At 60.1% G+C, this 24,967-nt stretch carries 22 protein-coding genes and 1 other RNA gene; 14 read left to right on the top strand and 9 right to left on the bottom strand.

Annotated elements, in window-relative coordinates:
* The 3 genes from ACZ3GY_RS23500 to ACZ3GY_RS23490 form a co-directional block, all read left to right on the top strand.
* A partial coding sequence (locus ACZ3GY_RS23500; protein ID WP_465912161.1) for a hypothetical protein occupies positions 1 to 187 on the top strand: 187 nt, incomplete at its 5' end.
* Positions 188 to 230: 43 nt separating this feature from the next.
* Positions 231 to 671, top strand: a complete 441-nt coding sequence (aroQ, locus tag ACZ3GY_RS23495) for a type II 3-dehydroquinate dehydratase (protein ID WP_465912160.1) — start codon at positions 231 to 233, stop codon at positions 669 to 671.
* A 7-nt stretch (positions 672 to 678) separates the two neighbouring features.
* A complete protein-coding gene (locus ACZ3GY_RS23490; protein WP_465912159.1) occupies positions 679 to 1,536 on the top strand; it encodes a shikimate dehydrogenase in 858 nt (285 codons plus the stop codon).
* 38 nt (positions 1,537 to 1,574) lie between these two features.
* Here the strand turns inward: ACZ3GY_RS23490 and ACZ3GY_RS23485 are convergent, their stop codons facing one another.
* Both ACZ3GY_RS23485 and quiC read right to left on the bottom strand, forming a co-directional pair.
* Complete coding sequence (locus tag ACZ3GY_RS23485) at positions 1,575 to 2,246, bottom strand: TetR/AcrR family transcriptional regulator (RefSeq protein WP_463565213.1); 672 nt, start codon at positions 2,244 to 2,246, stop codon at positions 1,575 to 1,577.
* Between the two features lie 91 nt (positions 2,247 to 2,337).
* Complete coding sequence (gene quiC / locus ACZ3GY_RS23480; protein ID WP_465912158.1) at positions 2,338 to 4,245, bottom strand: 3-dehydroshikimate dehydratase QuiC; 1,908 nt, start codon at positions 4,243 to 4,245, stop codon at positions 2,338 to 2,340.
* A 570-nt stretch (positions 4,246 to 4,815) separates the two neighbouring features.
* On the opposite strand from quiC, the gene ACZ3GY_RS23475 reads away from it, so the two are divergent.
* Positions 4,816 to 6,192, top strand: a complete 1,377-nt coding sequence (locus tag ACZ3GY_RS23475; protein ID WP_463565215.1) for an MFS transporter — start codon at positions 4,816 to 4,818, stop codon at positions 6,190 to 6,192.
* Between the two features lie 85 nt (positions 6,193 to 6,277).
* On the opposite strand, the gene ACZ3GY_RS23470 is transcribed toward ACZ3GY_RS23475, so the two are convergent.
* The 4 genes from ACZ3GY_RS23470 to ACZ3GY_RS23455 all read right to left on the bottom strand — a co-directional run bounded on the left by ACZ3GY_RS23470 (position 6,278) and on the right by ACZ3GY_RS23455 (position 10,102).
* Positions 6,278 to 7,159: a DMT family transporter gene (locus ACZ3GY_RS23470; RefSeq protein ID WP_465912157.1), complete on the bottom strand. Its 882-nt coding sequence runs from the start codon at positions 7,157 to 7,159 to the stop codon at positions 6,278 to 6,280.
* Positions 7,160 to 7,271: 112 nt separating this feature from the next.
* Positions 7,272 to 8,105, bottom strand: a complete 834-nt coding sequence (locus ACZ3GY_RS23465) for a sugar phosphate isomerase/epimerase family protein (protein ID WP_465912156.1) — start codon at positions 8,103 to 8,105, stop codon at positions 7,272 to 7,274.
* A 45-nt stretch (positions 8,106 to 8,150) separates the two neighbouring features.
* Positions 8,151 to 9,200, bottom strand: coding sequence for a Gfo/Idh/MocA family protein (locus ACZ3GY_RS23460; RefSeq protein ID WP_465912155.1), 1,050 nt, complete (start codon positions 9,198 to 9,200; stop codon positions 8,151 to 8,153).
* A 128-nt stretch (positions 9,201 to 9,328) separates the two neighbouring features.
* Complete coding sequence (locus ACZ3GY_RS23455) at positions 9,329 to 10,102, bottom strand: IclR family transcriptional regulator (RefSeq protein ID WP_465912154.1); 774 nt, start codon at positions 10,100 to 10,102, stop codon at positions 9,329 to 9,331.
* 566 nt (positions 10,103 to 10,668) lie between these two features.
* Between ACZ3GY_RS23455 and ACZ3GY_RS23450 the strand changes: the two genes are divergently transcribed.
* The 3 genes from ACZ3GY_RS23450 (at position 10,669) to ACZ3GY_RS23440 (ending at position 13,727) form a co-directional block, all read left to right on the top strand.
* Positions 10,669 to 11,136, top strand: coding sequence for a tripartite tricarboxylate transporter TctB family protein (locus ACZ3GY_RS23450; RefSeq protein WP_463565220.1), 468 nt, complete (start codon positions 10,669 to 10,671; stop codon positions 11,134 to 11,136).
* A gap of 12 nt (positions 11,137 to 11,148) precedes the next feature.
* Positions 11,149 to 12,663 (top strand): tripartite tricarboxylate transporter permease, encoded by a 1,515-nt coding sequence (locus ACZ3GY_RS23445; RefSeq protein WP_465912153.1) that lies wholly within the window; start codon positions 11,149 to 11,151, stop codon positions 12,661 to 12,663.
* A gap of 62 nt (positions 12,664 to 12,725) precedes the next feature.
* The gene (locus ACZ3GY_RS23440) at positions 12,726 to 13,727 is read left to right on the top strand and encodes a tripartite tricarboxylate transporter substrate binding protein (protein ID WP_463565222.1); all 1,002 of its coding nucleotides are present in this window, start codon (positions 12,726 to 12,728) and stop codon (positions 13,725 to 13,727) included.
* Positions 13,728 to 13,765: 38 nt separating this feature from the next.
* Here ACZ3GY_RS23440 and ACZ3GY_RS23435 read toward each other — a convergent pair whose 3' ends face one another.
* The gene (locus ACZ3GY_RS23435; RefSeq protein ID WP_465912152.1) at positions 13,766 to 14,635 is read right to left on the bottom strand and encodes a helix-turn-helix domain-containing protein; all 870 of its coding nucleotides are present in this window, start codon (positions 14,633 to 14,635) and stop codon (positions 13,766 to 13,768) included.
* 150 nt (positions 14,636 to 14,785) lie between these two features.
* Here ACZ3GY_RS23435 and pobA point away from each other — a divergent pair, with 150 nt between their 5' ends.
* The 5 genes from pobA to ACZ3GY_RS23410 all read left to right on the top strand — a co-directional run bounded on the left by pobA (position 14,786) and on the right by ACZ3GY_RS23410 (position 20,476).
* A complete protein-coding gene (pobA, locus tag ACZ3GY_RS23430; protein WP_463565224.1) occupies positions 14,786 to 15,970 on the top strand; it encodes a 4-hydroxybenzoate 3-monooxygenase in 1,185 nt (394 codons plus the stop codon).
* A gap of 209 nt (positions 15,971 to 16,179) precedes the next feature.
* The gene (locus ACZ3GY_RS23425) at positions 16,180 to 17,235 is read left to right on the top strand and encodes a TRAP transporter substrate-binding protein (protein WP_465912151.1); all 1,056 of its coding nucleotides are present in this window, start codon (positions 16,180 to 16,182) and stop codon (positions 17,233 to 17,235) included.
* A gap of 59 nt (positions 17,236 to 17,294) precedes the next feature.
* Positions 17,295 to 17,825, top strand: coding sequence for a TRAP transporter small permease (locus ACZ3GY_RS23420; RefSeq protein ID WP_465912150.1), 531 nt, complete (start codon positions 17,295 to 17,297; stop codon positions 17,823 to 17,825).
* Entirely contained in the window at positions 17,822 to 19,144 is a 1,323-nt protein-coding gene (locus tag ACZ3GY_RS23415) for a TRAP transporter large permease (RefSeq protein ID WP_465912149.1), read from the top strand. The genes ACZ3GY_RS23420 and ACZ3GY_RS23415 overlap by 4 nt, the downstream gene beginning before the upstream one ends.
* A 69-nt stretch (positions 19,145 to 19,213) precedes the next feature.
* A complete protein-coding gene (locus ACZ3GY_RS23410) occupies positions 19,214 to 20,476 on the top strand; it encodes an OprD family porin (protein WP_465912148.1) in 1,263 nt (420 codons plus the stop codon).
* Positions 20,477 to 20,702: 226 nt separating this feature from the next.
* Here the strand turns inward: ACZ3GY_RS23410 and ffs are convergent.
* Positions 20,703 to 20,799, bottom strand: an RNA gene (ffs, locus tag ACZ3GY_RS23405) — signal recognition particle sRNA small type.
* Positions 20,800 to 20,898: 99 nt separating this feature from the next.
* On the bottom strand, positions 20,899 to 22,533 hold the full coding sequence (locus ACZ3GY_RS23400) for a methyl-accepting chemotaxis protein (protein ID WP_465912147.1): 1,635 nt from the start codon (positions 22,531 to 22,533) through the stop codon (positions 20,899 to 20,901).
* 287 nt (positions 22,534 to 22,820) lie between these two features.
* On the opposite strand from ACZ3GY_RS23400, the gene ACZ3GY_RS23395 reads away from it, so the two are divergent.
* Both ACZ3GY_RS23395 and ACZ3GY_RS23390 read left to right on the top strand, forming a co-directional pair.
* Complete coding sequence (locus ACZ3GY_RS23395; RefSeq protein ID WP_013791713.1) at positions 22,821 to 23,099, top strand: HU family DNA-binding protein; 279 nt, start codon at positions 22,821 to 22,823, stop codon at positions 23,097 to 23,099.
* Between the two features lie 121 nt (positions 23,100 to 23,220).
* A complete protein-coding gene (locus ACZ3GY_RS23390; protein ID WP_465912146.1) occupies positions 23,221 to 24,933 on the top strand; it encodes an OPT family oligopeptide transporter in 1,713 nt (570 codons plus the stop codon).
* Positions 24,934 to 24,967 lie beyond the last annotated feature (34 nt).

Raw genomic sequence — 24,967 nt, 5'->3', positions numbered from 1 at the left:
CCTGATTAACAAGGAGTTTTCAGATCAGGCTGCGCCGGAAGTGGTGCGCATTATAGGCAGCCAGAATCTCAGGTCAACCGTTTATTTCAGGTTTTTACGTAAAAAGCTAAAGCTCGATAATCGAACGCTTTGTCCTGACCTTTATAGGCGAGCGATTGACCTAATTAACCGGTTAGTACATTTTTAAAGGAGATTTATTAGTGACCCCACAATAACAACCAGGAAGCACCATGGCTCCCATCATCCTTATCCTCAATGGCCCGAACCTGAACATGCTCGGCACCCGTGAACCTGAGACCTATGGCCACGAGACTCTGGCCGACATCTCCCGCCTTTGCGCCGACACTGCCGAACCGCTGGGTCTGGCTACCGAGTTTCGTCAGACCAACCACGAAGCCGAACTCATCGACTGGATCCACAAAGCCCGCGGCCGCTGTGCAGGCATCGTGATTAATCCTGCCGCCTGGACACACACGTCAGTGGCCATCCGCGACGCACTGGTCGCCAGCGAACTGCCGGTAATAGAGGTGCATCTATCCAACGTGCATAAACGTGAAGCCTTCCGCCACCACTCCTTCGTCTCATCGATCGCCCTCGGCGTGATCTGCGGCCTGGGCAGCGGGGGCTATCGCGCAGCACTGCAACACTTCCGCCAACTCATTAAAGGATGATGCACACATGACCACCCATACATCGAGCATCCTCGCCGGCCTCATCGGTGCAGGCATCCAGGCTTCCCGCACACCCGCCATGCACGAGCATGAAGGCGACGCCCAGGGCATTCGCTACTTATATAGGCTGATCGACTTGGATCAGTTGCAGCTCGACAGCAGCGCCCTCCCCGATCTGTTGAGCGCGGCCGAACGCATGAGCTTCACCGGGCTCAACATTACCTTCCCCTGCAAGCAGGCGATCATTCCGCTGCTCGACGACCTGTCCGACGAGGCCCGAGGAATTGGCGCGGTGAATACCGTGGTCTTCAAGGACGGCAAACGGATCGGCCACAACACCGACTGCCTGGGTTTTTCGGAAGGTTTCCGACGCGGCCTCGGTGACGTGAAGCGCAGCCAGGTGGTACAGATGGGGGCTGGTGGCGCGGGTGCCGCAGTGGCTCACGCACTATTAAGTGAAGGCGTCGAGCAGTTGACCATTTTCGACGTCGAGCTCGAACGCGCCCAGGCGCTGGCTGCCAATCTCAACGAGCACTTCGGCTCACCACGCGCTCAGGCCGGCAGCGACCTGGCTTCTGCAGTGGCAAGCGCCGATGGCCTGGTCAACACCACCCCGATGGGCATGGCCAAGCTTCCGGGCATGCCCATTCCCAAGGCGCTGCTTCGCCCAGCTCTGTGGGTAGCCGAAATCGTTTACTTCCCACTAGAAACCGAGCTGCTTCGTGAAGCCAGAGCCATTGGCTGCAGAACCCTGGACGGCGGCAACATGGCGGTATTTCAGGCGGTGAAAGCATTCGAACTGTTCAGCGGCGTTGAAGCGGACGCGCAACGCATGCTCGACCACTTCCACAGCATGAACAGTTGATCACTACGGGCCGGCCATAAATGATGGCCGGCCCCCGTTCAGCGAGTGATATAGCGCAACACCGCTTCGCAGATCATGTTCTTGTGACGCAGCTTGACCTGCTCATCCGGTAGATCGATCTGGAAGATCTCCCCGAACGTATGCCGGTTGGATACGCGATAGAAGCAGAACGAGCTGATCAGCATATGCACGTCCAGCGTATCCAGCCCTTCGCGGAACAGCCCTTCCTTCTCTCCCCGCTTAAGCGTTTCGCCTAGCGTCAACAGCACCACATTGCTCATCCGGCGGATTTCCGGTGACTGCTTGACGTACTCGCCGTAGTGGATGTTCTCGATACTGACGATGCGCACGAAATCCGAGTTGCGATCATGGTGGTCGAAAGTGAATTCGACCAGCCGGCGGATTGCATCAGGTGGCGGCAGTTCATCGAGATGCAGACGTCGTTCGGTGCTGCGTATATCGCCATACAGCTTGGAGAGTACTTCGACGTAAAGCTGTTCCTTGCTGCCGAAGTAGTAATAGATCATGCGTTTGGAAGTGGCCGTGCGCTCTGCGATAGCGTCGACACGAGCACCTGAAAGTCCCTGCTGTACGAACTCGGTAATAGCGGCCTGCAGGATGTTCTCCCGGGTCTTTTCCGGGTTGTTCTTACGTGGTTTGCGGGTCGCCGTGGCCAGTTCTTCGGCCGCAGGCTCAAGGGTAACGGTCATAGAGGTACTCATCGTGGCCTTTCTTATTGTTCATCCTGCACATGGACGGCGGGTAAAGGCTACAGCCGATACCCGCGGCTGAACATACAGGTCAGAGCTTCGCCTGACGTACGCTACCACTGCGCGACTTGGCCATCGCCGCAAGGCGGACAGCAACGTTGGCGGCACCATAGCCGACATAACCATTCTTGCGCTGAATGATTTCAAAGAAGAAGCGCTCTTCGAATGCCTCGGTATAAACGTGGAACAGCTCGCCGCCCTGGGCGTCACGGTCATAGAGCACGTTGTAATACGCCAGTTCGCTGAGGAACTCGTCGTCGAAGTCGAAGCGTGCAGCCAGATCGTCGTAGTAGTTGAGAGGGATGTCCAACAGCGGGACACCCGCCTCCTTGGCCCGCGCTACTTCCTTGAAAATGTCTTCGCAGGAGAACGCGATGTGGTGCACGCCCGAACCGCGGTAGCTGGAGAGCGCGTGGGCAATCGCGGTGTTGCGGTTTTCGGAAATGTTCAGCGGCAGGCGCACCGAGCTGCAGCGGCTACGCAACGCGCGGCTTTTCACCAGGCCATAGGGGTCGGGCAGGACTACTTCATCATCGGCCTCGAAGTCCAACAAGCTTTTATAGAACAGCACCCAGCTGTCCAGGTTGTCAGCCGGTAGCGCCAGCGCCATGTGATCGATGCGCTCCAGGCTACCGGTTTGCACGGCACTTGGATCGAGCTTGAAGTCGCTGTCGTAAATGCTCTGCCCGGCTTCGGCCTGGTCGACCAGATAGATGAGGCTGCCATCGGGGGCACGCATCGCCGGAATTTCCCGCTCGTTCGGCCCGACCAGCCCACGATAAGGATGACCACGATAATCGCGAGCGCGCTGTAGTGCCGACGCACCGTCCTTGACCTTCAATGCGGTGGCACACAGAGACGGGCCGTGGGCTTCGAAGAATCCATGAGCGAAGGAGTACGGCTCGGCATTGAGGACGATATTGATGTCGCCCTGGCGCAACAGGCTGACGTCCTTGGAGCGGTGCTCGCCGGCCTTGGCGAAGCCCAGTCGCTCGAGCCAGCCCGACAGCTTGGCGCCGGCCGCTTCGTCGACCGCGAACTCGAGGAATTCGACGCCGTGATAGCGGCTGGCTGGCGGCGTGGAGAACAGCATATCGAGGTTCGGTGCCTGCTCGTCTGCGGCCAGCAGTTGACGGGTTTTCTCTTCGAGATAGAGCAGCGAGCGCAAGCCGTCCACGGCGTTAGCGCGCGGCGGCGCGGCGCGGAAACCGTCGTTGAAGATTTCCAGAGACAGCGGCCCGTTGTAGCCGGTACGAATGATCGGCGCGAGGAAGCCCGGCAGATCGAATTCACCCTGACCGGGGAAGCAGCGGAAATGGCGGCTCCACTCCAGCACGTCCATCGCCAGGATCGGCGCATCGGCCATTTGCACGAAAAATATCTTGTCACCCGGAATATCGGCGATCGCCGCTGGATCACCTTTCAGCGACAAGGTATGAAAACTGTCGAGGATGACGCCGACCGCAGAATGGTCAGCCTGGCGTACCAGGCTCCATACCTGCTGGTAGGTATTAACGTGGCGGCCCCAGGCCAATGCTTCGTAGCCAATACGCAGGCCACGTGCGCCAGCGCGCTCACCCAGTAAGCGCAAGTCGTCGACCAGGATTTCCTCGTCACCGAGCGAATCCGCAGCGACGTTACTGCACACCAGCACCAGGTCGGTGCCGAGCTCCTGCATCAGATCGAACTTGCGCTCGGCGCGGTCAAGATTGCGCTGCAGACGATCACGGCGGCAACCTTCGAAATCGCGAAATGGCTGGAACAACGTGATCGCGATGCCAAGGTCGGCGCACATCTTGCGCACGTCGCGCGGGCTACCCGCGTAGTACAGCAGGTCGTTCTCGAAAATCTCCACACCGTCGAAGCCCGCAGCCGCAACGGCCTCGAGTTTTTCCGGCAGGGTTCCGCTCAGGGAAACAGTGGCAATCGAGCGATGCATACTTCAGCTCCTTGTAAATAACGATCTCTGCGGATCGCGTGGTGGCCTCGGCCAAGCTCCAGCAAGCGTAGTCGACGAGACGTTGTGTACGTCGTTCTACCAGCCGGTAACTCGATTTCTCGGGGGCTGCAGCGATTATTCGCGCGCACGCGGGAGGCGGCAATTCAAAGTGTACGAACCAGTTAGTATTCTGTGCGTTTATCGAACATAAGGCCGTTAATCGAATTGACGGCCTTTCTTCATTTGCAACACCATATTTCTCACCGCGGCGCTGTCACATCCAGGCGCAGATCACTCAAGCGGCCGTGCATCACCCATAACAATTTCAATAAGAGTACGACCATGCTCACTTCCCACTCCTTGCGTACCCGCATAACATTCGCACGCTTTTTGGCTGGCAGTCGGCCAACAGCAGCTCCCGCGCACGTCCGACCCTGACCAGCGACACTCCGCTCGATAATCCTGACAGCGGGCTGACCAAGCCAATCCAAGGCCGGTCGCCTAAGCCGGTGTTCGATCCGCACTCATCCTGACGGTTCGTTCAGCGCTCTAATAACAACGGAGACAATGATGGCTAAGCCCTCGAGTTCACAAGCCAAGAAAGCTACCGCCAGCGGCTGGGTCGGTTCCGCGCTGGAGTACTATGACTTCTTCATCTACGCCCAGGCGGCAGCTCTGATCTTCCCGCAGATTTTCTTCCCCAACACCGACCCGAAGATGGCCATCGTTGCCTCGCTGGCAACCTACGGCGTGGGTTATCTGGCGCGCCCGGTCGGTGCTTTCGTCCTTGGTCACTGGGGTGACACACGTGGCCGCAAGAACGTGCTGCTGCTGTGCATGTTCCTGATGGGCATCTCGACCATGGCCGTTGGCCTGCTGCCGACCTATCACGACATCGGCTTCCTGGCTCCGGCCCTGCTGGTGGTGCTGCGCCTGATCCAGGGCTTCGCAGTCGCGGGTGAAATTTCCGGGGCGAGCTCGATGATTCTCGAACATGCACCATTCGGACGACGAGGTTTCTACGCCAGCTTCACCCTGCAGGGTGTACAGGCTGGACAAGTACTTGCCGCTGCCGTGTTCCTGCCATTGGCGTACTTCATGCCGTCCGAGGCGTTCAACGACTGGGGCTGGCGTATCCCGTTCCTGCTCAGCGCCTTCGTACTGCTGGCGGGTTTCATCATCCGCCGCGAAGTCCATGAGACCCCGGCCTTCGTCAATGAAGAGAACAAGCAGAAGATCGCCAAGTCGCCGATCTCCGAAGCGTTCAGCACCAGCTGGAGAACCATGTTCCTGGTCATGGTGATGGCGTTGATGAACGTGATCCCGGTAGTGGCAACCATCTTTGGTGCGGCTTATGCGGTGCAACCGGCGTATGGAATCGGCTTCGACAAGAGCGTGTATCTGTGGATTCCGGTGGTGGGCAATATCGTCGCGGTGCTGGTGATTCCCTTCGTCGGCAACCTGTCCGACAAGATCGGCCGCCGCCCGACCATGATCACCGGTGCACTGGGTTCCGGCCTGCTGGCCTTCGGTTACCTGTACGCCATCAGCATCAGTAACGTGCCGCTGGCCTTCATCATGTCGCTGCTGATGTGGGGCGTTGTGTACCAGGGCTACAACGCGGTGTTCCCAAGCTTCTACCCGGAGCTGTTCCAAACCCGCTACCGCGTATCGGCTATGGCCATCGCGCAGAACGTCGGCACCATGCTGACGGCTATGCTGCCAGCAGTGTTCGCCCTGCTCGCACCGCCCGGCTCGGACAACATTCCGATGCTGATCGGTGGCCTGGCATTCGGCATCACCTGCCTGTGCGCCATCGCTGCATTCATCGCCCCGGAAACCTACCGGATTCCGATGGCCGACCTGGGCAAGCCAGGCGCCAAGCCGATGGACAAGGAAGAATACGAAGCTGCACGCAAGAACAGCTTCAATAACACCGACCACTGAGTCGATTGCCCCGCGCAAAAAAAGAAGGCCCGCAAGGGCCTTCTTCATTTCATGCAGGCCAAAATAGTCTGCGTGCCCTACCCACTCAACGCTTTCTACGCTGCTGGTACGCGGCGGCCAAGCCGCTCAGGCAGATGATGGCGATACCAACCTTGGCACTGGTTTCCGGATCATGACCGAAAATCACCAGGCCAAGCAGGCCAGCAAAGACGATCTGGCAGTAGCCGAACGGTGCCAGCAGTGCCGGGGCGGCGTGACGAAACGCCTTGGTCAGCATCAGATGAGCAAACATGCCGCAAGCACCCAGTGCCAACATAAGTGGCAAATGGCGCCACTCGGGCAGTTGCCAGAAGAATGGCACCAGGCAGCTCATCAGCAAAGTATTGAGCAATCCGGTGAAGAAGTTGCTGGTCGTCGGCGTGTCGTACTCGCTGAGCATGCGCGTCAGCAACTGATAGGCCGCGAAACAGGTCGCGGAACAAAGTGGCAGCAGGATCGCCGGCGTGAACAGTTCGCCGCCTGGATGGACGATGATCAGCACCCCACCGAACCCGACCAGCACGGCAGCCCACTGACCACGGCTGACCCGCTCGTTGAGTAACGGCACCGACAGCGCGGTGACCATCAGCGGAGCGAGAAAGTTGACCGCCGTCGCCTCAGCCAGCGGGATATACAGCAGCCCCGTGGTGAAGAACAGACTGCAGCCCAGCAGGCAGATAGCCCGCAGCGCCTGCAGGCCGGGTCGCTTGCTACGCAGCACGCGCAGGCCGGATTGTGGCAGGAAGATGCCGGCCATCAGCAGCGTGTGCACGACATAGCGCGCCCACACCACCATGACCACCGGGTAGATGCCAGACAGGTATTTCGACAGCGCGTCATGGCTGGCGAACAGGAAAGTCGCCAGCACCACCAGGCCGATGCCTTTGAGCGGATGGTTGACGCCTGAAAGCGAACTCGGGGTACTCATGCGGACTCTCGTGATTCAGCAGACATCATCATATTCGGTAGCTGACTAACTATTTAGTCAGTCCTGCACCCGCTCACCGACCTACCTCTGACGCGTTCGATCTCAGTATGGGCTATGGATGGGATGGCAACCGTGCCAGTAACGCCCGTGTTTTGTCGATAGCCGCCTGCGCCCGCGACTCAGCGCTGACGCCCTGCTCCAGCAAATGCCGCGTGGGGATTTCAAGACTCAATGGAACAGTTGCCGGTAGACAACGCAACAGTCCCGCCAAGTCACAATCTCCGTCACCGGGGAAACGTCGCTCGTTGCGCGCCTGGCGCAGAATCTCCGCCATGTCGCCGGGCCGCGGCCCGGCGACGTCGCACAGTTGGGCATAACGAAGACGCGATGGTTCCACCAACAGCAAATCCTCCAGGCGCGAAGCCGAGCGGTCGAAATGAAAGGCGTCGACCAGCACACAGCCATTGTCACGCCCGGCGCGCTGCATGATCCGCACGGCCTGTTGCAGGTTGGCGACGTCCGTCCAGGGCATGAACTCCAGATGAGGGTGCAGACCGTAGGATGCCGCGCGATCGCACAGCTCGGCGAAGTTGTCGGTCAACCGCGCTTCGTCGGGATCGTTGCCGGCCACCAGCACTTCGCTCGCACCAAATTCACCACCGGCTTCGAGCACCGCCTCGAAATCGCTACAGCGGGTTTGCGGCTTTAACCGCAGGATCTCGATATCCAGCACCTGCACACCGGTATCACGCAGACGCTTGAGTGTCTGCCTGCGTAACTCGAGGTCGGCGATCAACGGAAAATGGTGCTCCTCCTCGGTCGCCGGAATCAGCCGCAGCCCGACATGACTGTATCCGGTACGGGCTGCCACCTCGACCATCTCTGGCGGAGACAGCTCCAGAACGGTAAGACTGGCCAGGGAAAAGATGCGCTCGTGGTTGTTCATGGACGTTCTCTAGGCGGCGGCGAACCGCATTGATCTGGAATGCGCTCAGAAGCGCTCGGGCGTGCAGGCACTGGCATCACAAGCGGCCCGGCAGATGGCTTCGTAAAGAGCCAGAGTGCGACCGGCATCGGCGGCACTCACCAGTGGCTGCTCCTCGCCGCGGGCAACGGCAATGAAATGCACGAGTTGTCGGCGCAGCGCCTCATCGACACCGAAGGGCTGCTCCTGCGTTTGCAGCGGCTCGTGCCAGCCAGCGCCCACCGTGCCGTACGACCAATATTTGAGCTGGGGGATGCTCAGTGCGCCGCCGGTACCGGCAAGCAGGTAACACGGCTGGTCAGGCTGCCTGGGATACACCGGATTCTCGCCGGCGGTGAGCTCCCAGCTCCAGGGCGCCGCTACCGCATCGGAGCCGGTCAGGCTGCCCAGCGCGCCATTGGCGAAGCGCAGGATCACCGCCGCGCTGTCCTCATTGGCGAAGCCGCGCACCGCACTGCTGGTGATGGCCTGCACCTGCTCCACTTCACCACAGAGGTGGCGCAACAGGTCGAGGTCGTGAATCAGATTGGTCAGCAGCATGCCGGCGCCGGGCTCGCGGCGCCAGGCAACGTCGTAATAACTGTCTGGTTTCTGTAGCTGCCACAGCGCCGTCACCGTGGTCAGCCGCCCCAGAGCGCCGTCCTGCAGCAGTTGGCGGGCTTTGGTGATCAACGGATTGTGGCGACGATGGTGGCCAACCAGCACCGGCACACCGCTGCGCTCGACAGCCGCTACCAGTTCGCGCACCTCATCCAGATTAACGCCGACCGGTTTCTCCAGCAGCACAGGCAAGCCGGCCTCGATGCAGCGCAGGGCAGTCGGTACGTGCGCCGCGTTGGGATTGGCGACGATCACCGCCTGAGCCAGACGCCGATCCAACAGGGTTTGCAGGTCGCTGAAACAGGGTACGTCGAACTCCTGCGCCAGCTGCGCAGCCTGAGGCCCCGGATCGACGATGGCGCAGAGCGTTGCCTCAGGTAATTGACGCAAATGATGGAGATGTTGCCGGCCCATGATTCCGGCGCCGATCAGGGCGATGCGCAGTGGCGATTTCAAGACACGAGTCCTTTTCTGATTATTTTGGATAAGCCTATCGCTCACCGAAATAATTTAGAACCCGGTTCCACTATTAATCAACACCCGCCTCACTCACGGGGCGTTAATCGAACGCTATCGTTGCATGCTCAGACGAACAGCCCCGACGCCTGGCTGGCAGCGCACAGCTCTGCAGCGAACTCGATCAGGCTCGGCGCCAGTTCTTCCATGCGTTCGACCGGCATGCGCGCGCTCGGCCCGGCAATGCTCAGCACGCCGATCACACCGGCATGCTGCGGGTGAGTGATCACCGCCGCCAGCGCACAGGTGCCGAGCGAGGATGTTTCCACCACAGCGGCATAACCCCGTTCACGTGCTTGATGCAGATAGCCCAGCAACTGTTCATCGCTATGCGGCGCGTTGGGCCCGAACTCCGCGTCTTCGGCGATCTGCTGTCGCGCCACCAGCGCCAGCGCCTCGACGTCCGTCATGCTGGCCAGCCAGGCGTGGCCAGAAGCGGTATAGCGCAGCGGTGCGTCACGCCCCATGTCCGGGTCATAACGCAAACCAGAGCGAGCGCCCTGGGATTTGGCGATCCAGGTCTGTCGCTCCCCCTCGATCACGCCCAGGCGTACCAGTTCGCCGCTTTCTCGTGCCAGACGATCAAGAAGCGGCTGCACGATGTCCGCACCACTGCTGGCCAGGTAACGAAACCCCAAGGCGACCAATTTGGTCGACAGCCTATAACGGCTGCTCTGCGCGTCTTGTCGTACGTACCCGAGGCGCACCAGCTCGGTGAGCATGCGGTGCGTGGCGCTTTTGGGAATCTGCAGTTGCTCGGCCAATGTCTGCATCGGCACGTCGCCGGCGCCCGCCAGACTCTCCAGCAGGTTCAATGCCCTTTCAATCTGGCTACCGGCCATGGTGCAGTCCTTTGATGATTTTGCGCGATTCTAAAAGACATTCCCGTGGATACGGAACCGCTGCGATTCGCAGACCTGAGCCAGCCAAGCCATCGCCAGGCCCAAGGGTTGGCTGCGCCGTGCAACACAGGCCATAATCACGACGCAATATTTGTACTAACTGGTTCGTTCTTGTTCGGTAACCGAACGACAACACCTTTTGTGAATTGAAATAGACGGGATCACCGCACAGTATGCGATCCACGTCTTAGGGAGTTTCCGCGCTAAAGTCGGCAACCCTATAAAAAGCACAAACGCTGAACCTATAAATATAAAAAGGTCGCCCTCCATGCCACAGCTCTTCACTGTGTTTGTCCGTGCGCAACAAATGACCCTACGGGCCATTCGCACGCTTGCCAACTCGCCTGGCGAAGATTGGTCATCGCTTTCTCCCGCCGCTATCAATCTGCTCATGCCCATCGCACCCTGCCGGCCCGACACCGTGCAGTCGAGGCCTACCGACGCTCGTATCTGATTCAGATACGCCCCCCCAACGTGGGCAGCATGAACTGCTTCTGGAGTGACCTATGACCACATCGAAAAAAGTACCGGTGGGTGAACGCACCTTCTGTGTGCTGCTGGTGATTTTCAGCATCGCCGTGCTGTATCAGGCCTACCTGATTTCCGGTTTTTCCTCGATCAGCTCGCCGGGTGCCTTTCCCCTCGGGGCCGGTGCAGTGCTGCTGATCGCCGCACTACGCGTGCTCTACGAGCTACGTGGCAAACCGACTCAGGGAGAAGGCTGGGCGGCGTCGGCGAAACGCTTCAGCCACGAACATTTCCCGCGACACATCGTCGTCTTCACCCTGCTTTCGGTGCTTTATCTGGCCGCAATCCAGTGGGCAAGCTTCTACATCAGCACCTTCGTATTTCTGATGCTCTGCATCGTTTATCTGCGGCGTGGCAAGGTGCTCTCGGCGCTACTGGCCAGTAGCATCTCGGTGTTGGCCATCTACCTCCTGTTCACCCTGGCGTTCAGCGTCTACCTGCCCTGAGATAAGACTTCCATGAGCGATACTTTTTCTTACCTGTTGATGGCCTGGATGGATCCCAACCTCCTGATGCTGACGGCCCTCGGTACCTTCGCCGGCATCTACATCGGCGCCATTCCCGGTCTGTCGGTAACCATGGCGGTCTCTATCCTGGTGTCCTTCACCTTCTCATGGGATGTGAATGACGCTTTGGCGCTGATCGTCGGCATTTTCATCGGTGGCGTTTATGGCGGCTCACGTAGCGCTATCCTATTGAACATTCCTGGCGGACCTTCATCCGTGGCAACCTCCTTCGACGGCTACCCATTGGCCAAGCGAGGTGAAGCCGGGCGCGCCATTGGCCTGAGCACCGTGATGTCGGTGATCGGCGGGATTGCCGGCACCGTGGTACTGGCCTGTGCGGCACCGGTTCTCGGTGAACTGGCACTAAAATTCGCCCCACGCGACTACTTCCTGATCGCGGCCATCGGCCTGATGCTGGTTGGCAGCTTGGCCGAAGGCAGTCTGGCCAAAGGCATCTTCGCGGTTGCCCTGGGCGCGATCATCGGCATGGTCGGTATGGATCCGGTCACCGCTCAGGGACGCTTCACCATGGGTCAGATAGATCTGATGGGCGGCATCCACTACGTGGTAGTGATGATTGGCCTGTTTGGTGTAGCCGAGGCGCTCTATCAACTGCACAACCTTAACACCGCAGTGGTCAAGCAGAACGTCAGCAAGATCATTCCGCCGATCGCGATGATCCTCAAGTTTCTGCCGCTGTCGCTACGCACCTCGGCCATCGGTGTAATGGTAGGGGCATTGCCTGGTGTAGGTGGCGATATTGCCGCATTGATGGCTTACGACCACGCCAAGCGTACCGTGAAGAATCCAGAAACCCCTTTTGGCGAAGGCGCCTACGAAGGTCTAGTCGCTGCGGAAACCGCAAACAGCGCAGCAGTAGGCAGCGCCTACGTACCGATGCTGACGCTGGGTATGCCGGGTGATGCGGTAACCGCGGTGATCATCGGTGCGCTGGTTATCCACGGCCTCAACCCCGGCCCGATGCTGATGGTGGAAAACCCGCACATTTTCTGGTTCACCGTCGGCAACCTGGCGCTGGCCAATATCTTCCTGCTGATTTTCGGCATGATGGGCATCAAGCTGTTCGCCAAAGTCGTCGAACTGCCCAAAGCCGTGCTGATTCCATTGATTCTGGTGCTCTGCACCGTCGGCTCCTACTCGCTGAACAGCAGCATGACCGAGGTCTATTGGATGTTCGGTTTCGGCGTACTCGGCTACTTCCTCAAAGCGTTTGGTTTCCAGATGGGGCCAATCATCCTCGGCGTCATTCTCGGCCCCCTGATGGATACCTCTTACCGCCAAGCTATGGCTTCGGTAGGCGACAATCCGCAAGAGCTGCTCATGGAGATGGTCAGCAGCCCGGTTTCACTGATTCTCAGCGCTGCCCTGCTGCTGGTGCTACTCAGCAACACCCCATTGCTCGGCTGGCTCAAACGCAAACGCAAGGCCGCATCGGTTCAACCCTGATACACCGCGTCACGCATGCCCGGAAACGGATATATAAAAACAACCAATGGAGAGTCTCCAACATGCTTAAGCAACTACTTACTGGCGTCGCATTTTCCCTTAGCGCCCTGACGCTTGCCCTGCCCGCCTATGCCGATTACCCGGAGCGCAGCATTCAGGCAGTGATTCCCTGGGGTGCTGGCGGCGCCACGGACAACGTGATGCGTAGCCTCTCACCCTACGTGGAGAAAGAGCTGGGTACCAAGCTGATTCTCAACAACCGCCCTGGCGGCACCGCAGTAATTGGCAGCAGCTATGTGCTGCAGCAAAAACCTACCGGCTACACCCTGCTGCTGGGCGCCGAAAACCCACAGCTGTATCCGGTGCTTGGCCTGGCCAAGTTCGACTACAGCGACTTCTACCCGGTCAACATCATTGGCCAGAACGTCGTGGTGATCGCTACCAACGCCGACAGCCCGTTCAACTCCATGGCCGACCTGCTGGCTGCGGCCAAGGAAAAGCCAGACACTCTGCGCATGGGCTCCACCGGCGCCGGCGGCCTGCCAAGCACCGTTCACGCCATGGTCAATGCCGTTGGCGAACTGAAAGTGCGTGAAGTGACCTTCGGTGGCGATGGCCCCGGCATTACCGCATTGATGGGCAAACACATCGACTTCATGCCGCTGAGTCTGGCTGCGGCACAGGAGCTGGTACGTTCCGGCAAACTCAAGGCACTGGCTGTACTGGCTGCCGAAGAGGTGCCTGAGCTGCCTGGCGTCGAGCCGATCACCAAAGCCCTGCCAGAGATTGGTGAGTACCTGCCGTGGGGCCCGTTCTGGGGCGCCTTCGTGCACAAGGACACACCGGATGACATCAAGCAGAAACTGGTCGAAGCCTACGGCAAAGCCGTTGCCAATGAAGAGTTCCAGGGCTTCCTGAAGAACTACGGCGCACAAAGCCTGAACCTCAACGGCGCCGAAGCCGAGCAGTTCCTCAAGCGCTGGCAGTCGGTTACCGCCTGGTCGATGTACAAGGCCAAGGCTATCGAGATCTCGCCAGATAGCGTTGGCATCCCGAAACCCTAAGCAGTTCGACCGGGCGGTCTACACGCCGCCCGGTCACTCTAACGCTGTACGCGAAAGACCTTGGGTGCAACGCCCGTTTCGCGTTTGAAGAACCTGGAAAAGTACGCCGGCTCGGAAAAGCCCAGGCTGTCAGACACCTGATTGACGTTCATATTGGTGTACACCAGGCAGCGCTTGGCCTCCAGCACCAGCCGCTGATTAATCATCTGCAACGCGGACTGCCCCGCCAAACGTCGACACAGCGCATTGAGATGCGCTGCGCTGATGCCCAAAGCCAGGGCGTAACGCTCGATCGACCAATGCTGGCGCAGCTGAGCTTCGAGCAGTGTGGTGAACGCGTCGACATGTTCTCGCCCCCGATCGCGCTCTGGGCTCTGTGGCTTGGCCATGGCCAACCAGCGGCGATGCAACGCCACCAGCAGCAAGGTGATCAAAGCCTGCAGTCGCAGATCGCGCCCTGAAGCGTGCTGAGCATATTCCTCTGCGATCGACTCGACCAAGCCATGCAGTTCATCTGCCCTGTCGTTCAGCTCATAGCACAGGGGCCGCTTCATCAACTGACTGTCCAGCCTCAGGCTTATCTGTTCCACCAAAGGTTGCGCCAGGCTCAGCACATAGCCCTGGGTATCCTGGGAGAAACGAAAGCCATGCACGCTGAGGGCAGGCACCAACAGCAACGTTGGCGTGGCCACCTGGTGAATGCTGCCCTCCACTTCCAGCTCGGCGCAGCCCGCCTGAATGAACAGCAGCTGTACCAGGTCGCCATGTCGGTGGGGCTTGATTTCCCAGCCGTGCAAACGACTGCGCTCGGGAATCGACTCGCAGTGAATCAAGTCCGGGGTCGGCCAGGCAGTGGTTTCCCCGTACAGCTTGAAGATCGGCACCGGTACCTCGGAACGCTTCAGCATACGGCCTCCTTCAACCACGAAAAATCCATGAATTCACTCCGATAGTGCCTTCAAAGCCTGCTGCTATCTACCAAAAATACAAACGTGCCCACGCCTGGTCTCGTATCGACGAAACCAGGTCGGCAGGCGACGAGCCACAGGAGAACAATAATGAAAACACAAGTCGCCATTATCGGCGCCGGTCCCTCAGGGCTGCTGTTGGGCCAACTGCTGAGCAATGCTGGTATAGACAATCTAATCGTCGAACGGCAAAGCCCCGACTACGTACTAGGGCGCATCCGAGCAGGAGTGCTGGAACAGGGCATGGTCGACCTGCTGCGCGAAGCCGGAGTTGCCGAACGTCTGGATCGCGAGGGCCTGGTACACGATGGCTTCGAGCTCGCCTTCAACGGCCGCTGCGAACACATCGACCTCAAGGGGCTGACCGGTGGCAAGAGCGTCACGGTCTACGGCCAGACCGAAGTGACCCGCGACCTGATGCAGGCCAGGCAAGCCAACGGCGCCGTTACCCTTTACGAGGTCGGCGACGTCGAGCCCAAGGATATGGACACCGATCAGCCTTACCTGACCTTCACACACCAGGGTCAGCCTGTGCGCCTGGACTGCGATTACATCGCCGGCTGCGACGGCTTCCACGGTGTATCCCGGCAATCCATTCCGGCGCATAAGCTAAAGGAGTTCGAGCGGGTCTATCCCTTCGGCTGGCTCGGCATTCTGGCTGACACACCGCCGGTCAATGACGAACTGATCTACGCCAATCACCCCCGCGGGTTTGCCCTGTGCAGCATGCGCTCTGCCACCCGCACCCGTTATTACCTCCAGGTAGGGGCCGACGAGCGAGTCGAGGACTGGTCAGACCAACGTTTCTGGGACGAACTGAAAACCCGCCTGCCCGAGGCCGTCGCACAGCGCCTGGTAACCGGCCCGTCGATCGAGAAAAGCATCGCGCCGCTGCGCAGCTTCGTGGTCGAGCCCATGCAATACGGACGCCTGTTTCTGCTTGGCGACGCCGCCCACATCGTGCCGCCCACCGGTGCCAAAGGCCTGAACCTGGCCGCCAGTGACGTCAACACGCTGTATCGCATTCTGCTCAAGGTCTATCGCGAGGATCGCCCGGAGGCCATCGAGCAATACTCGGCAATTTGCCTACGGCGCATCTGGAAGGCCGAACGCTTCTCCTGGTGGATGACCTCGATGCTGCATCGTTTCCCCGATACCGATGATTTCAGCCGGCGAATGCAGGAAACCGAGCTCGACTACTTTGTTTCTTCGGAAGCGGGCCGCCGAACCATTGCCGAGAACTACGTCGGCCTGCCGTATGAAGACGTGAGCTAGACGGGCACCGCCTGCTTTTCACCGCGACGTTTGCCCTTGCATGCAATTCGTTCGTTAATCGCCCATTAAGACGATTAGCGAATTGAACCAAAACGTTCGACCTCGCAACATGGCGGCAGCGAGCCATGGAGGACGGGATCGAGCGGGCTGAGAGGCCACCCAAGCGTTACCCAGTTGCCACCCATCAAAAATAAGAAAAGGAATACGCAATGCTCAAGCTTTCAAAAGCTCTCATGACTCTATTGGCCGCCAGCGCGATCAGCTTCCAGGTACACGCAGACGAAGCCGAAGTAACGCTCAAGATTCATCACTTCCTGCCTGCTCATTCGGTGACCCAGGCCGACTTCCTCAAACCCTGGGCCGAGAAAGTCACTCAGGAATCCAACGGCCGTATCCAGTTCCAGTTCTACCCGTCCATGCAACTGGGCGGCACCCCGCCGCAACTGTTCGACCAGGCCCGCGATGGCGTCGCCGATATCGTCTGGACCCTGCCAGGCTACACCAGCGGCCGCTTCCCCCTGGCGTCGGCCTTCGAACTGCCGTTCATGAGCCGCTCCTCCGAAGCCAGCAGCCAAGCTATGTGGGACTTCCTCGAAGCTCACGGGCAGAAGGAGTTCACCGGTGTCCACCTGCTGGCAACGCACCTGACCGATGGCGCCCTGCTGCACACCGTGAAAAAGCCGATCCGCACCTTGGCGGACTTCCGTGGCCTGAAACTGCGCTCGGCCAACCGCGTGTCGACCAAACTGATCTCCATGCTCGGCGCTACACCGGTCGCCATGCCGGTGCCACAAGTACCGGAGGCCCTGTCCAAAGGTGTGGTCGATGGTGCGGTACTGCCCTGGGATGTGGTGCCGGCACTGAAGCTGCATGAGCTGGTCAAGTACCACACCGAAATGGCGCCCGGCCAGCCGGCGCTGATGCACACCGCCCTGATACTGGCGATGAACCCCGCCAAGTACGCCAGCCTGCCCGATGACCTGCGCCAGATCATCGACAACAACAGCGGTCGCGAACTGTCGCGCCAAGCTGGGCATATCTGGGACACCAACGTGATCGAAACCGGCCACAAACTGGCCGAGTCGCGCGGCAACGAGATCTACGTACTGCCCGCCGAGGAGCAGGCTAAGTGGGTCGCCATCGGTAGCAAGCTGGATCAGGACTGGATCAAGGAAGTGGAAAGCAAGGGCAACGAGAACGGTGCAGCGCTGCTGCAAGAAGTCCGCGAACGGGTGGAAAGCTACAACGCCAAATTGGCCAATTGAGCCCGTCCCCGTCGTTGTCTTGGCCGGTGTAAGCGCACCGGCCCTTGCGGAGTTTCCTAATGATCGAAAACCATGCGTCCCCGGAGCAGGCTCATCGCACTCGGCCGCTAGGCCAACTGCTGGATACATTGACCCGACTCCTGGCGTTGGCAGGTGGTCTGGTACTGGTGGCCATCACCCTGCTATCGGCCTACAGCATCACCATGCGCAGCTTGTTCGATACGCCATTGCTCGGCGACGTGGAACTGGTACAGATGGGCTGCGGCATTGCCGTGGTCAGTTTCCTGCCGCTCTGTCAGTTACGTCGGGCCAATGTCATTGTCGACGCCTTCACCCTGAAATCATCCCCTGCCGTACGCCGCGTCCTGGACACCCTGGGCTGCCTGTTGATGGCTGCCTGCGCAACCGTGCTCGCCTGGCGCTCGCTGGTCGGCACGCTCGATACCTACAGCAACGGCGAAGAGTCGATCATCATGGGCATCCCTATGTGGTGGTCGATGACCCCATTCGCACCGGCCTTTACCTTGCTGGCGATTGTCTCGTTGTATACCGCCTGGCTGGACTTCCACGATGAAGGGGATCCGTCATGAGCAGCGTTGCACTGGGCGGAATTTTCCTGATTTTTCTCCTGATCCTGCTGGCCATACGCATACCGATCGCCATCGCTATGATGCTTACCGGCATCGCCGGTTACATCTCGATCAGCGGCCTGGATCCGCTACTCAACTACCTGAAAACCGTCGCCTATGCGCGCTACACGGTCTATGACCTGTCGGTGATTCCGCTATTTTTGCTAATGGGGCAGTTCGCCTCACGCGGTGGCCTGGCCACTGGCCTGTTTCGTGCGGCGGCGGCCATGGTTGGTCACTGGCGGGGTGGCCTGGCGATTTCCGCTATCGGCTCCTGCGCCGCGTTTGGCGCGGTATGTGGCTCCTCCGTCGCCACCGCGGCGACCATGGGCCAAGTGGCACTGCCGGAACTGCGCCGCTACAAGTACTCCAACTCGCTGGCTGTGGGTTGCCTGGCTGCTGGTGGCACCCTGGGTATTCTGATTCCGCCCTCCGTGGTGTTGGTTATCTATGCCATCCTGGCCCAGCAGAATATCTCCACGCTGTTCATGGCCGCCTTTGTCCCCGGCATTCTCGCCGTCATCGGCTACATGATCGCCATCGCTATCTACGTGCGCCTATACCCCGATTCTGGCCCGGCGCAAGAACGTGCGACGTGGAAGCAACGGCTGGTCGCGCAGAAAGGCGTGTGGCCCGTACTGCTGATCTTCCTGGTGGTACTCGGTGGTATCTATGGTGGCTGGTTCACCCCCACCGAAGCCGCGGCAATTGGCACCGTAGGCACTGGTTTCTTCGCTTTCACCCTGGGCAAGATGAAGCTCGGTGAGTTCAAGGAGGTGTTACTCGGCACCGCTATCACCACCGCCATGATTTTCATGATCCTGCTCGGTGCTGACGTGATGAATGCCTTCCTGGCGCTTTCACAATTGCCCAACGCGGTCGCCGAACTGATTTCTGGCGCAGGCCTGCCACCGTTCCTGGTGCTGGCCGGGATCCTGATCCTGTACCTGATTCTCGGCTGCGTGATGGACACCATGTCGATGATCCTGCTGACCATTCCGATCTTCTTCCCAGTCATCATGGGGCTGGATTTCTATGGTCTGGACGCGACGGAAAAGGCCATCTGGTTCGGCATCCTCGCCCTGATGGTGGTGGAAATCGGCATGGTCACCCCGCCATTGGGCATGAACGTCTACGTGATCGCCAGCATGGCTCGCGACATTCCCATGCGTGATGCGTTCATGGGCATCGTGCCGTTCCTGATTTCGGACATCCTGCGCGTCATCATTCTCGTGCTGTTTCCGTCAATAACCCTGTGCCTGGTTCGCTGGCTGACTTGACGAAACTATTTCTCTCCACCCCACCGTGGGAGCGGTGGGTAACGTTCACAACACCAAAGGAAAACAACAATGAAAATCATCGCCGTACTACCACCTAGCCTAATCGCACTGGCTATCGCAGCAAGCGCCCTGCCAATGGCCGCCCAGGCCGAAGGCTTCGTTGAAGATGCCAAGGTCACCCTCGGCCTGCGCAACTACTACTTCAACCGTAACTACCTGAACGGCACCGATCCGGTGATCCGCGGCGAGCGTCAAGGCCAGGCTGAAGGCTGGACCCAGAGCTTCATTCTCGATGCCCGCTCCGGCTACACCGCCGGCACCATCGGCGTTGGTCTCGACGTACTGGGCCTGTACAGCATCAAGCTGGACGGCAACCGCGGCGCCGCCAACACCCAACTGATGCCGATCCACGGTGATGGCCAGGCCGCTGACAACTTCGGCCGCACCGCCGTTGCTGCCAAGGCCAAGCTCTCCAAAACCGAACTGAAAGTCGGTGAGTGGTTCGCCGTACTGCCAATTCTGCGTGCGGACGATGGTCGTTCCCTGCCGCAGACCTTCCAGGGTGCGCAACTCACCTCCAGTGAAATCGACGGCCTGACCCTGTATGGCGGTCAGTTCTGGAAGAACAGCCAGCGTAACGACGCCAGCCGTGAGGACATCTCCTACAACGGTATCGCCGGCGATGATTTCAACTTCGGTGGTGGTGAATTCAAATTCAACGGCAACAACACCATGGTCGGCGTCTGGCACGCACGACTGGAAGACATCTACCAACAAAGCTACCTGCAACTGACCCACAGCCAACCGGTGGGCGACTGGGTACTGGGCGCCAACCTCGGCTATGTAGATGGCAAGGACGAAGGCGCTGCCAAAGCAGGCAAGCTGGACAACAAGGTCTATCAGGGCAGCTTCTCCGCCAAGACCGGCAGCAACACCTTCACCGTGGCGTACCAGAAGCTCAACGGTTCGACCAAGTTCATGCGTGTCGACGGCGCCAGTGGCGGCACCCTGGTCAACGACGGTTTCACCAACAGCTACGACGCTCCGAACGAGCGCTCCTGGCAGGTGCGTCATGACTTCAACTTCGCCGGTGTCGGCGTTCCGGGCCTGACCCTGATGAACCGCTATGTCAGCGGCGACAGCATCCACGCAGCCGATGGCCGCAAGGATGGCGAAGAGTGGGGCCGCGAATCCGAACTGGCCTACACCGTCCAGGACGGCACCCTGAAGAACCTCAGCGTGCGCTGGCGTAACTCCGACGTCCGTCGTGACGTTGGCCAGGATCTCCACGAAAACCGCCTGATCTTCAACTACCCGCTGTCGATCCTGTAAGGCTTACACCGCATCGCTTTACTCCAGTGTCATGGCATATTTGGCCCGTCCTCGTGACGGGCTTTTTTATGCGCAGGCGCGCACGGCGTCAGCAGTCACTGCTCGACTGTTCCTGCAAAGGAAACAAAGGCGACGGACACACGAAAACGCCACTGCGGCATGTACCGAGCGTCGAAGAGAATATTCAAAAGATAGACGACCTGAGCAGGTCTTGAAATGGAGGCAACCCTACCAGCCACACCCCGGCACACAATGTTCCCGCTGTGGCTGCTTCCTTCCGGATCTGACCAGGTTCACGGGTAATCGTTGCGGGGGGACCGGCAGGGCCACCATAACGCTGCTCACCTTGCAGTGAGCCGGCGCCATTGTACCGGCTTGCGCCGAACTTACAACTGCTTCAAGCACTTAGCATCATTCACAGACTAAACCCGGAAACGCCCCACCAAGCGCGCAAGATCACTGGATAGCTCGGACAAACGCTGGCTGGCCGCAGTACTTTGTTGCGATGTTTGCGCGGCCTCATTGGACAATTCACGGATATCGCTGATATTACGGGCGATCTCCTCGGTAACGCTGCTCTGCTCCTCACAGGCGGTGGCGATCTGCGCGGCCATGTCGTTGATGCGCTGCAGCGAGTCGCCGGTATCGCTCAATGCCTGATCGACACCGGCAGCCTGTTCGACGCTTTCGCGCGCCTTGACGCTGCCCGCGTGGGTGGCTTTGACGGCATTCTGCACGCCGCCCTGTAAACGCTGAATCATCTCCTGAATGTCTTTGGTGGACTCCTGGGTACGAGCGGCCAGCGCCCGAACTTCATCAGCGACCACCGCAAAACCGCGACCCTGTTCGCCGGCACGGGCCGCTTCGATGGCGGCATTGAGGGCCAGCAGGTTGGTCTGTTCGGCGATGCCACGGATCACCGCCAACACCTCACCGATCTTGCCTGCTTCCTGCTCGAGGGCCTGGATGCTGTCCGAGGCGCTTTCCACCTCGTGCGCCAGTTGCCGAATCGACTGGATGGTCGCCCCGACCACCCGCGCGCCGTCGCGGGACTGGGTTTCTGCGTTGCGTACCGCATCCGCCGCGCCTTGAGCACTGCGCGCCACTTCATGCACCGCGGCACTCATCTCGGTAGCCGCTGTACTGACCTGATCCACCGCCGCATGCTCACTGTTGATCAGGCGATCATTCGCACTCGCCATGCCAGCCAGGCTCTGCGCAGAGCTTGCGACTTCCCCAGTCACGCGACCTACTTCGCTGATCAGCGGCTGCAGCTTGTCGAGAAAGCGGTTGAACGCCTGACTCAGGCGCCCCAGCTCATCGCGTGAGGTCACCTCCAGGCGCACCCGCAGATCCCCATCGCCATCGGCCAACTGCTCGATGCGGGTGAGCAATCGGTGCAGCGGCCGGGTGATGAGCGCAGGGAAACCGATGATCAGCAACAAGCAAACCAGCAATCCACAGATCACCACCGCTCCCTGCTGCCAGGCCAGGCGTTCGCCATGGGCAATGGCGGCAACGCCCAGCCCATTGGCGGCCTGATCCTCCAGCTCACCGAGCTTGTCGATCACATCACGCATGGCATCGAACTGCGCCTCGCTGTCACCAAAGCTGAGGCGCGACGCGGCAGCGGGATCGGTAGCAGCCAACTGCACGACCTGCGCGGCCGTGCGCTCCCAACTGGTAAAGGCACGTTCGAAGTCCGCGACCAATCGCAGCGCCTCGTCGCCTGGCTGCATCTGCGCATAAGCCTTGACCCGGTCGGCGGCCTGCTTGACGTTGTCCACCTGTGACTTGCGAAGGTCAGCTACATGATTCTCAGCGACCTCGCCCAACAGGCTGCGCTCAGCGACCAATGCCTGGTAAAGGTCACGATCAGCATTGAGGAGCAGACTGACGCCCGGCAGATAACGGTGGGTCAGGCGATTACTGGAGTCGACGACCTGGCCGATGCCCCACATGCCCAGCGCGCCCATCAGCAGCAGTAACAGGGCTAGAAAGATGATCGGCAGAGCGATCTTCGAACGAAACCCGAGATCAGCGAGCAAGCGCAGCATGGCAACCCCCGAACAGCTATGGACTGGTTCTGGTACGTCGTTTTCAGCAGCATAGCCGCAATCCTTATCGCCGCGCAGACGCCCCTATCCGCTTTGGCCACACAAAAAATGACGATCAAAACCAAAAACTGTGGCGGATGCCCGTAATTGAGCACTGCCACGGGAATTTACCGTGAGCAGGTAGGTCACAATGAAGCCTGATTGACCGGGAAAACCGCCCAGTCGATCGCCTATGATGCGCGGGCATTAATCAATGCCACACTTTTTCATCCCCAAGGAGCAACCACATGGCCATTACCAAAGACCAATTGATCGGTGACATCGCAGAAGCCATCGACACGCCGAAGACCACCGTCCGTGCGGCGCTCGATCAACTCAGCGAGATCGTCAGCGACGCCTTGGAAAATGGTGGTGAAATCACCCTGCCTGGTATCGGCAAACTGAAGGTCAGCGAGCGCCCTGCACGCACCGGCCGCAACCCGCAGACAGGCAAAGCCATCGAAATCGCTGCCAAGAAAGTAGTGAAGTTTGTACCGGCTAAGGCCCTGACCGACGCGGTCAACTGATCTATCGGCGGGGCGTCACCAGGCGCCCCGCTGCATCCCCGCAACACGCCCCTCTCGATAAGACTGAACCCACGCCGACCTGTCGCCTCAAACGACGACATCCGTCAGACGCAGGTTCGCCATGCCCGCCGACCGCGAACTCACCTTCCGCGCACTGTTTTCAGGTGTTCTGCTTGGCGCCTTGCTGACGCCTTCGAATATCTATTCCGGCCTGAAGATCGGCTGGTCGTTCAACATGTCGATCATCGCCCTGCTGGTCAGTTACGGGATCTGGCAGAGCTTGGTGCGCTGGCGCCTGGGCACCGCCTGGAGCATGCGCGAGAGCAACATCAACCAGACCACGGCATCGGCTGCCGCCTCGATCATCTCCGGCGGTCTGGTCGCACCGATACCGGCCTATACCCTGCTGACCGGCCAGCAACTACCCACGCTGCCACTGGTGGCCTGGGTGTTCTCGGTGAGTTTTCTGGGTATCTGGGTGGCCTGGTACCTGCGCCGCAGCATGGTCGAGGACACGCGGCTGCGCTTTCCCGAAGCGGTCGCCACCCTGGAAACCATGCAGCAGGTCTACAACCATGGCCGTGACGCGCTGCAGCGTCTCTACGTGCTGGGCGCGGCGGCCTTGCTCGGCGGCCTGGTCAAGTGGGTCGATACGCTACTGGCGCTGCCGCGCTGGTCGCCCTCGGCGAGCCTGGAACGGCTTACCTTCAGCCTCGATCCCTCACCACTGCTGATCGGTTTTGGCGGCATCATCGGTATTCGCGTCGGTCTTTCCCTGCTGCTCGGTGCGTTGATCGCCTGGGGTGGCCTGGCGCCCTGGTTGCTCGGCAGCGGCCTGGCGCCCATCGCAGAAGACGCCAGCGGCCCGCAATTCGGCCCCTTGGTGGAGTGGCTGTTGTGGCCCGGCGTGACATTGCTGGTGTGCGCCACGCTCACCTCCCTGGCGGTGCGTTACCGCATCAGCCGGCGCTTGGCCAAAGCGGCGCCCGACAACAACAGCAGGCAGGCACCGGAAAAGCTGCCGTTGACCATGCTCGGGCTGGCATCGCTGCTGGTGGTCACTTTGCAGGTACTGCTGTTCGATATCGACCCGCTGATGGCGCTGCTCAGCGTACCGCTGGCGGTCGCCCTCGCCTGCATGGCGGCGCGGGTGGTGGGTGCCACGGGTATTCCACCAATTGGCGCCACGGGCCAATTGTCCCAGCTGACCTTTGGCCTCATCGCTCCCGGGCAGGTCGGGGTTAATCTGATGGCCGCCAATACCGCTGGAGGTGCTGCCGGGCAATGCACCGATCTGCTCAATGACTTCCGGGTTGGCCATGCCATCGGTGCCAAACCCTACAACCAGCTGATCGCCCAGTGCCTGGGCATCTTCGTCGGCAGCATCGTCGGCGTGCTGGTCTATCAGATTCTGATTCCCGACCCGCAGGCCATGCTGATTACCGAGCAATGGCCCGCTCCGGCTGTGGCCACCTGGAAAGCGGTGGCCGAAGTGCTGGGCTACGGCCTCGACTCGATCGACAGCAGCGTCCGTTGGGCGATGCTGGTCGGCGCACTCTGCGGCGTGCTGTTCGGCATATTGGAAGCCAGCCTGCCCGTGCAATCGACCTTTGCCCGCCTGCTGCCGAGCTCGGCGGCATTCGGCCTGGCCTTCATCATACCCGCCTCCATCTCGCTGATGATGGCGCTGGGCGCCCTGCTCGCCTGGGTGATTCAGTCACGTTGGAGGAGCCTGGGCGAACGCTTCACCATCGCCGCAGCGGCCGGCCTGGTGGCTGGGGAAAGCATCGTCGGTGTTGGTGCGTCGTTCTGGATGATGTTTGCGGGTGGTTGAGGGTTGATGCCGGGATCGCCGGCTAGCCGGCTCG

This window comes from Pseudomonas sp. PME37.24/006, from assembly GCF_055556635.1.
Note: the sequence above shows the minus strand (reverse complement) of the source record. Positions and strands in the feature narration are given on the sequence as shown.

What these genes read in the sequence shown, in the direction of transcription:
- aroQ (WP_465912160.1), top strand. Translation starts at nt 231, where the DNA reads ATGGCTCCCATCATCCTTATCCTCAATGGCCCGAACCTGAACATGCTC.
- ACZ3GY_RS23490 (WP_465912159.1), top strand. Translation starts at nt 679, where the DNA reads ATGACCACCCATACATCGAGCATCCTCGCCGGCCTCATCGGTGCAGGC.
- ACZ3GY_RS23485 (WP_463565213.1), bottom strand. Translation starts at nt 2,246, where the DNA reads ATGACCGTTACCCTTGAGCCTGCGGCCGAAGAACTGGCCACGGCGACC.
- quiC (WP_465912158.1), bottom strand. Translation starts at nt 4,245, where the DNA reads ATGCATCGCTCGATTGCCACTGTTTCCCTGAGCGGAACCCTGCCGGAA.
- ACZ3GY_RS23475 (WP_463565215.1), top strand. Translation starts at nt 4,816, where the DNA reads ATGGCTAAGCCCTCGAGTTCACAAGCCAAGAAAGCTACCGCCAGCGGC.
- ACZ3GY_RS23470 (WP_465912157.1), bottom strand. Translation starts at nt 7,159, where the DNA reads ATGAGTACCCCGAGTTCGCTTTCAGGCGTCAACCATCCGCTCAAAGGC.
- ACZ3GY_RS23465 (WP_465912156.1), bottom strand. Translation starts at nt 8,105, where the DNA reads ATGAACAACCACGAGCGCATCTTTTCCCTGGCCAGTCTTACCGTTCTG.
- ACZ3GY_RS23455 (WP_465912154.1), bottom strand. Translation starts at nt 10,102, where the DNA reads ATGGCCGGTAGCCAGATTGAAAGGGCATTGAACCTGCTGGAGAGTCTG.
- ACZ3GY_RS23450 (WP_463565220.1), top strand. Translation starts at nt 10,669, where the DNA reads ATGACCACATCGAAAAAAGTACCGGTGGGTGAACGCACCTTCTGTGTG.
- ACZ3GY_RS23445 (WP_465912153.1), top strand. Translation starts at nt 11,149, where the DNA reads ATGAGCGATACTTTTTCTTACCTGTTGATGGCCTGGATGGATCCCAAC.
- ACZ3GY_RS23440 (WP_463565222.1), top strand. Translation starts at nt 12,726, where the DNA reads ATGCTTAAGCAACTACTTACTGGCGTCGCATTTTCCCTTAGCGCCCTG.
- ACZ3GY_RS23435 (WP_465912152.1), bottom strand. Translation starts at nt 14,635, where the DNA reads ATGCTGAAGCGTTCCGAGGTACCGGTGCCGATCTTCAAGCTGTACGGG.
- pobA (WP_463565224.1), top strand. Translation starts at nt 14,786, where the DNA reads ATGAAAACACAAGTCGCCATTATCGGCGCCGGTCCCTCAGGGCTGCTG.
- ACZ3GY_RS23425 (WP_465912151.1), top strand. Translation starts at nt 16,180, where the DNA reads ATGCTCAAGCTTTCAAAAGCTCTCATGACTCTATTGGCCGCCAGCGCG.
- ACZ3GY_RS23420 (WP_465912150.1), top strand. Translation starts at nt 17,295, where the DNA reads ATGATCGAAAACCATGCGTCCCCGGAGCAGGCTCATCGCACTCGGCCG.
- ACZ3GY_RS23415 (WP_465912149.1), top strand. Translation starts at nt 17,822, where the DNA reads ATGAGCAGCGTTGCACTGGGCGGAATTTTCCTGATTTTTCTCCTGATC.
- ACZ3GY_RS23410 (WP_465912148.1), top strand. Translation starts at nt 19,214, where the DNA reads ATGAAAATCATCGCCGTACTACCACCTAGCCTAATCGCACTGGCTATC.
- ACZ3GY_RS23400 (WP_465912147.1), bottom strand. Translation starts at nt 22,533, where the DNA reads ATGCTGCGCTTGCTCGCTGATCTCGGGTTTCGTTCGAAGATCGCTCTG.
- ACZ3GY_RS23395 (WP_013791713.1), top strand. Translation starts at nt 22,821, where the DNA reads ATGGCCATTACCAAAGACCAATTGATCGGTGACATCGCAGAAGCCATC.
- ACZ3GY_RS23390 (WP_465912146.1), top strand. Translation starts at nt 23,221, where the DNA reads ATGCCCGCCGACCGCGAACTCACCTTCCGCGCACTGTTTTCAGGTGTT.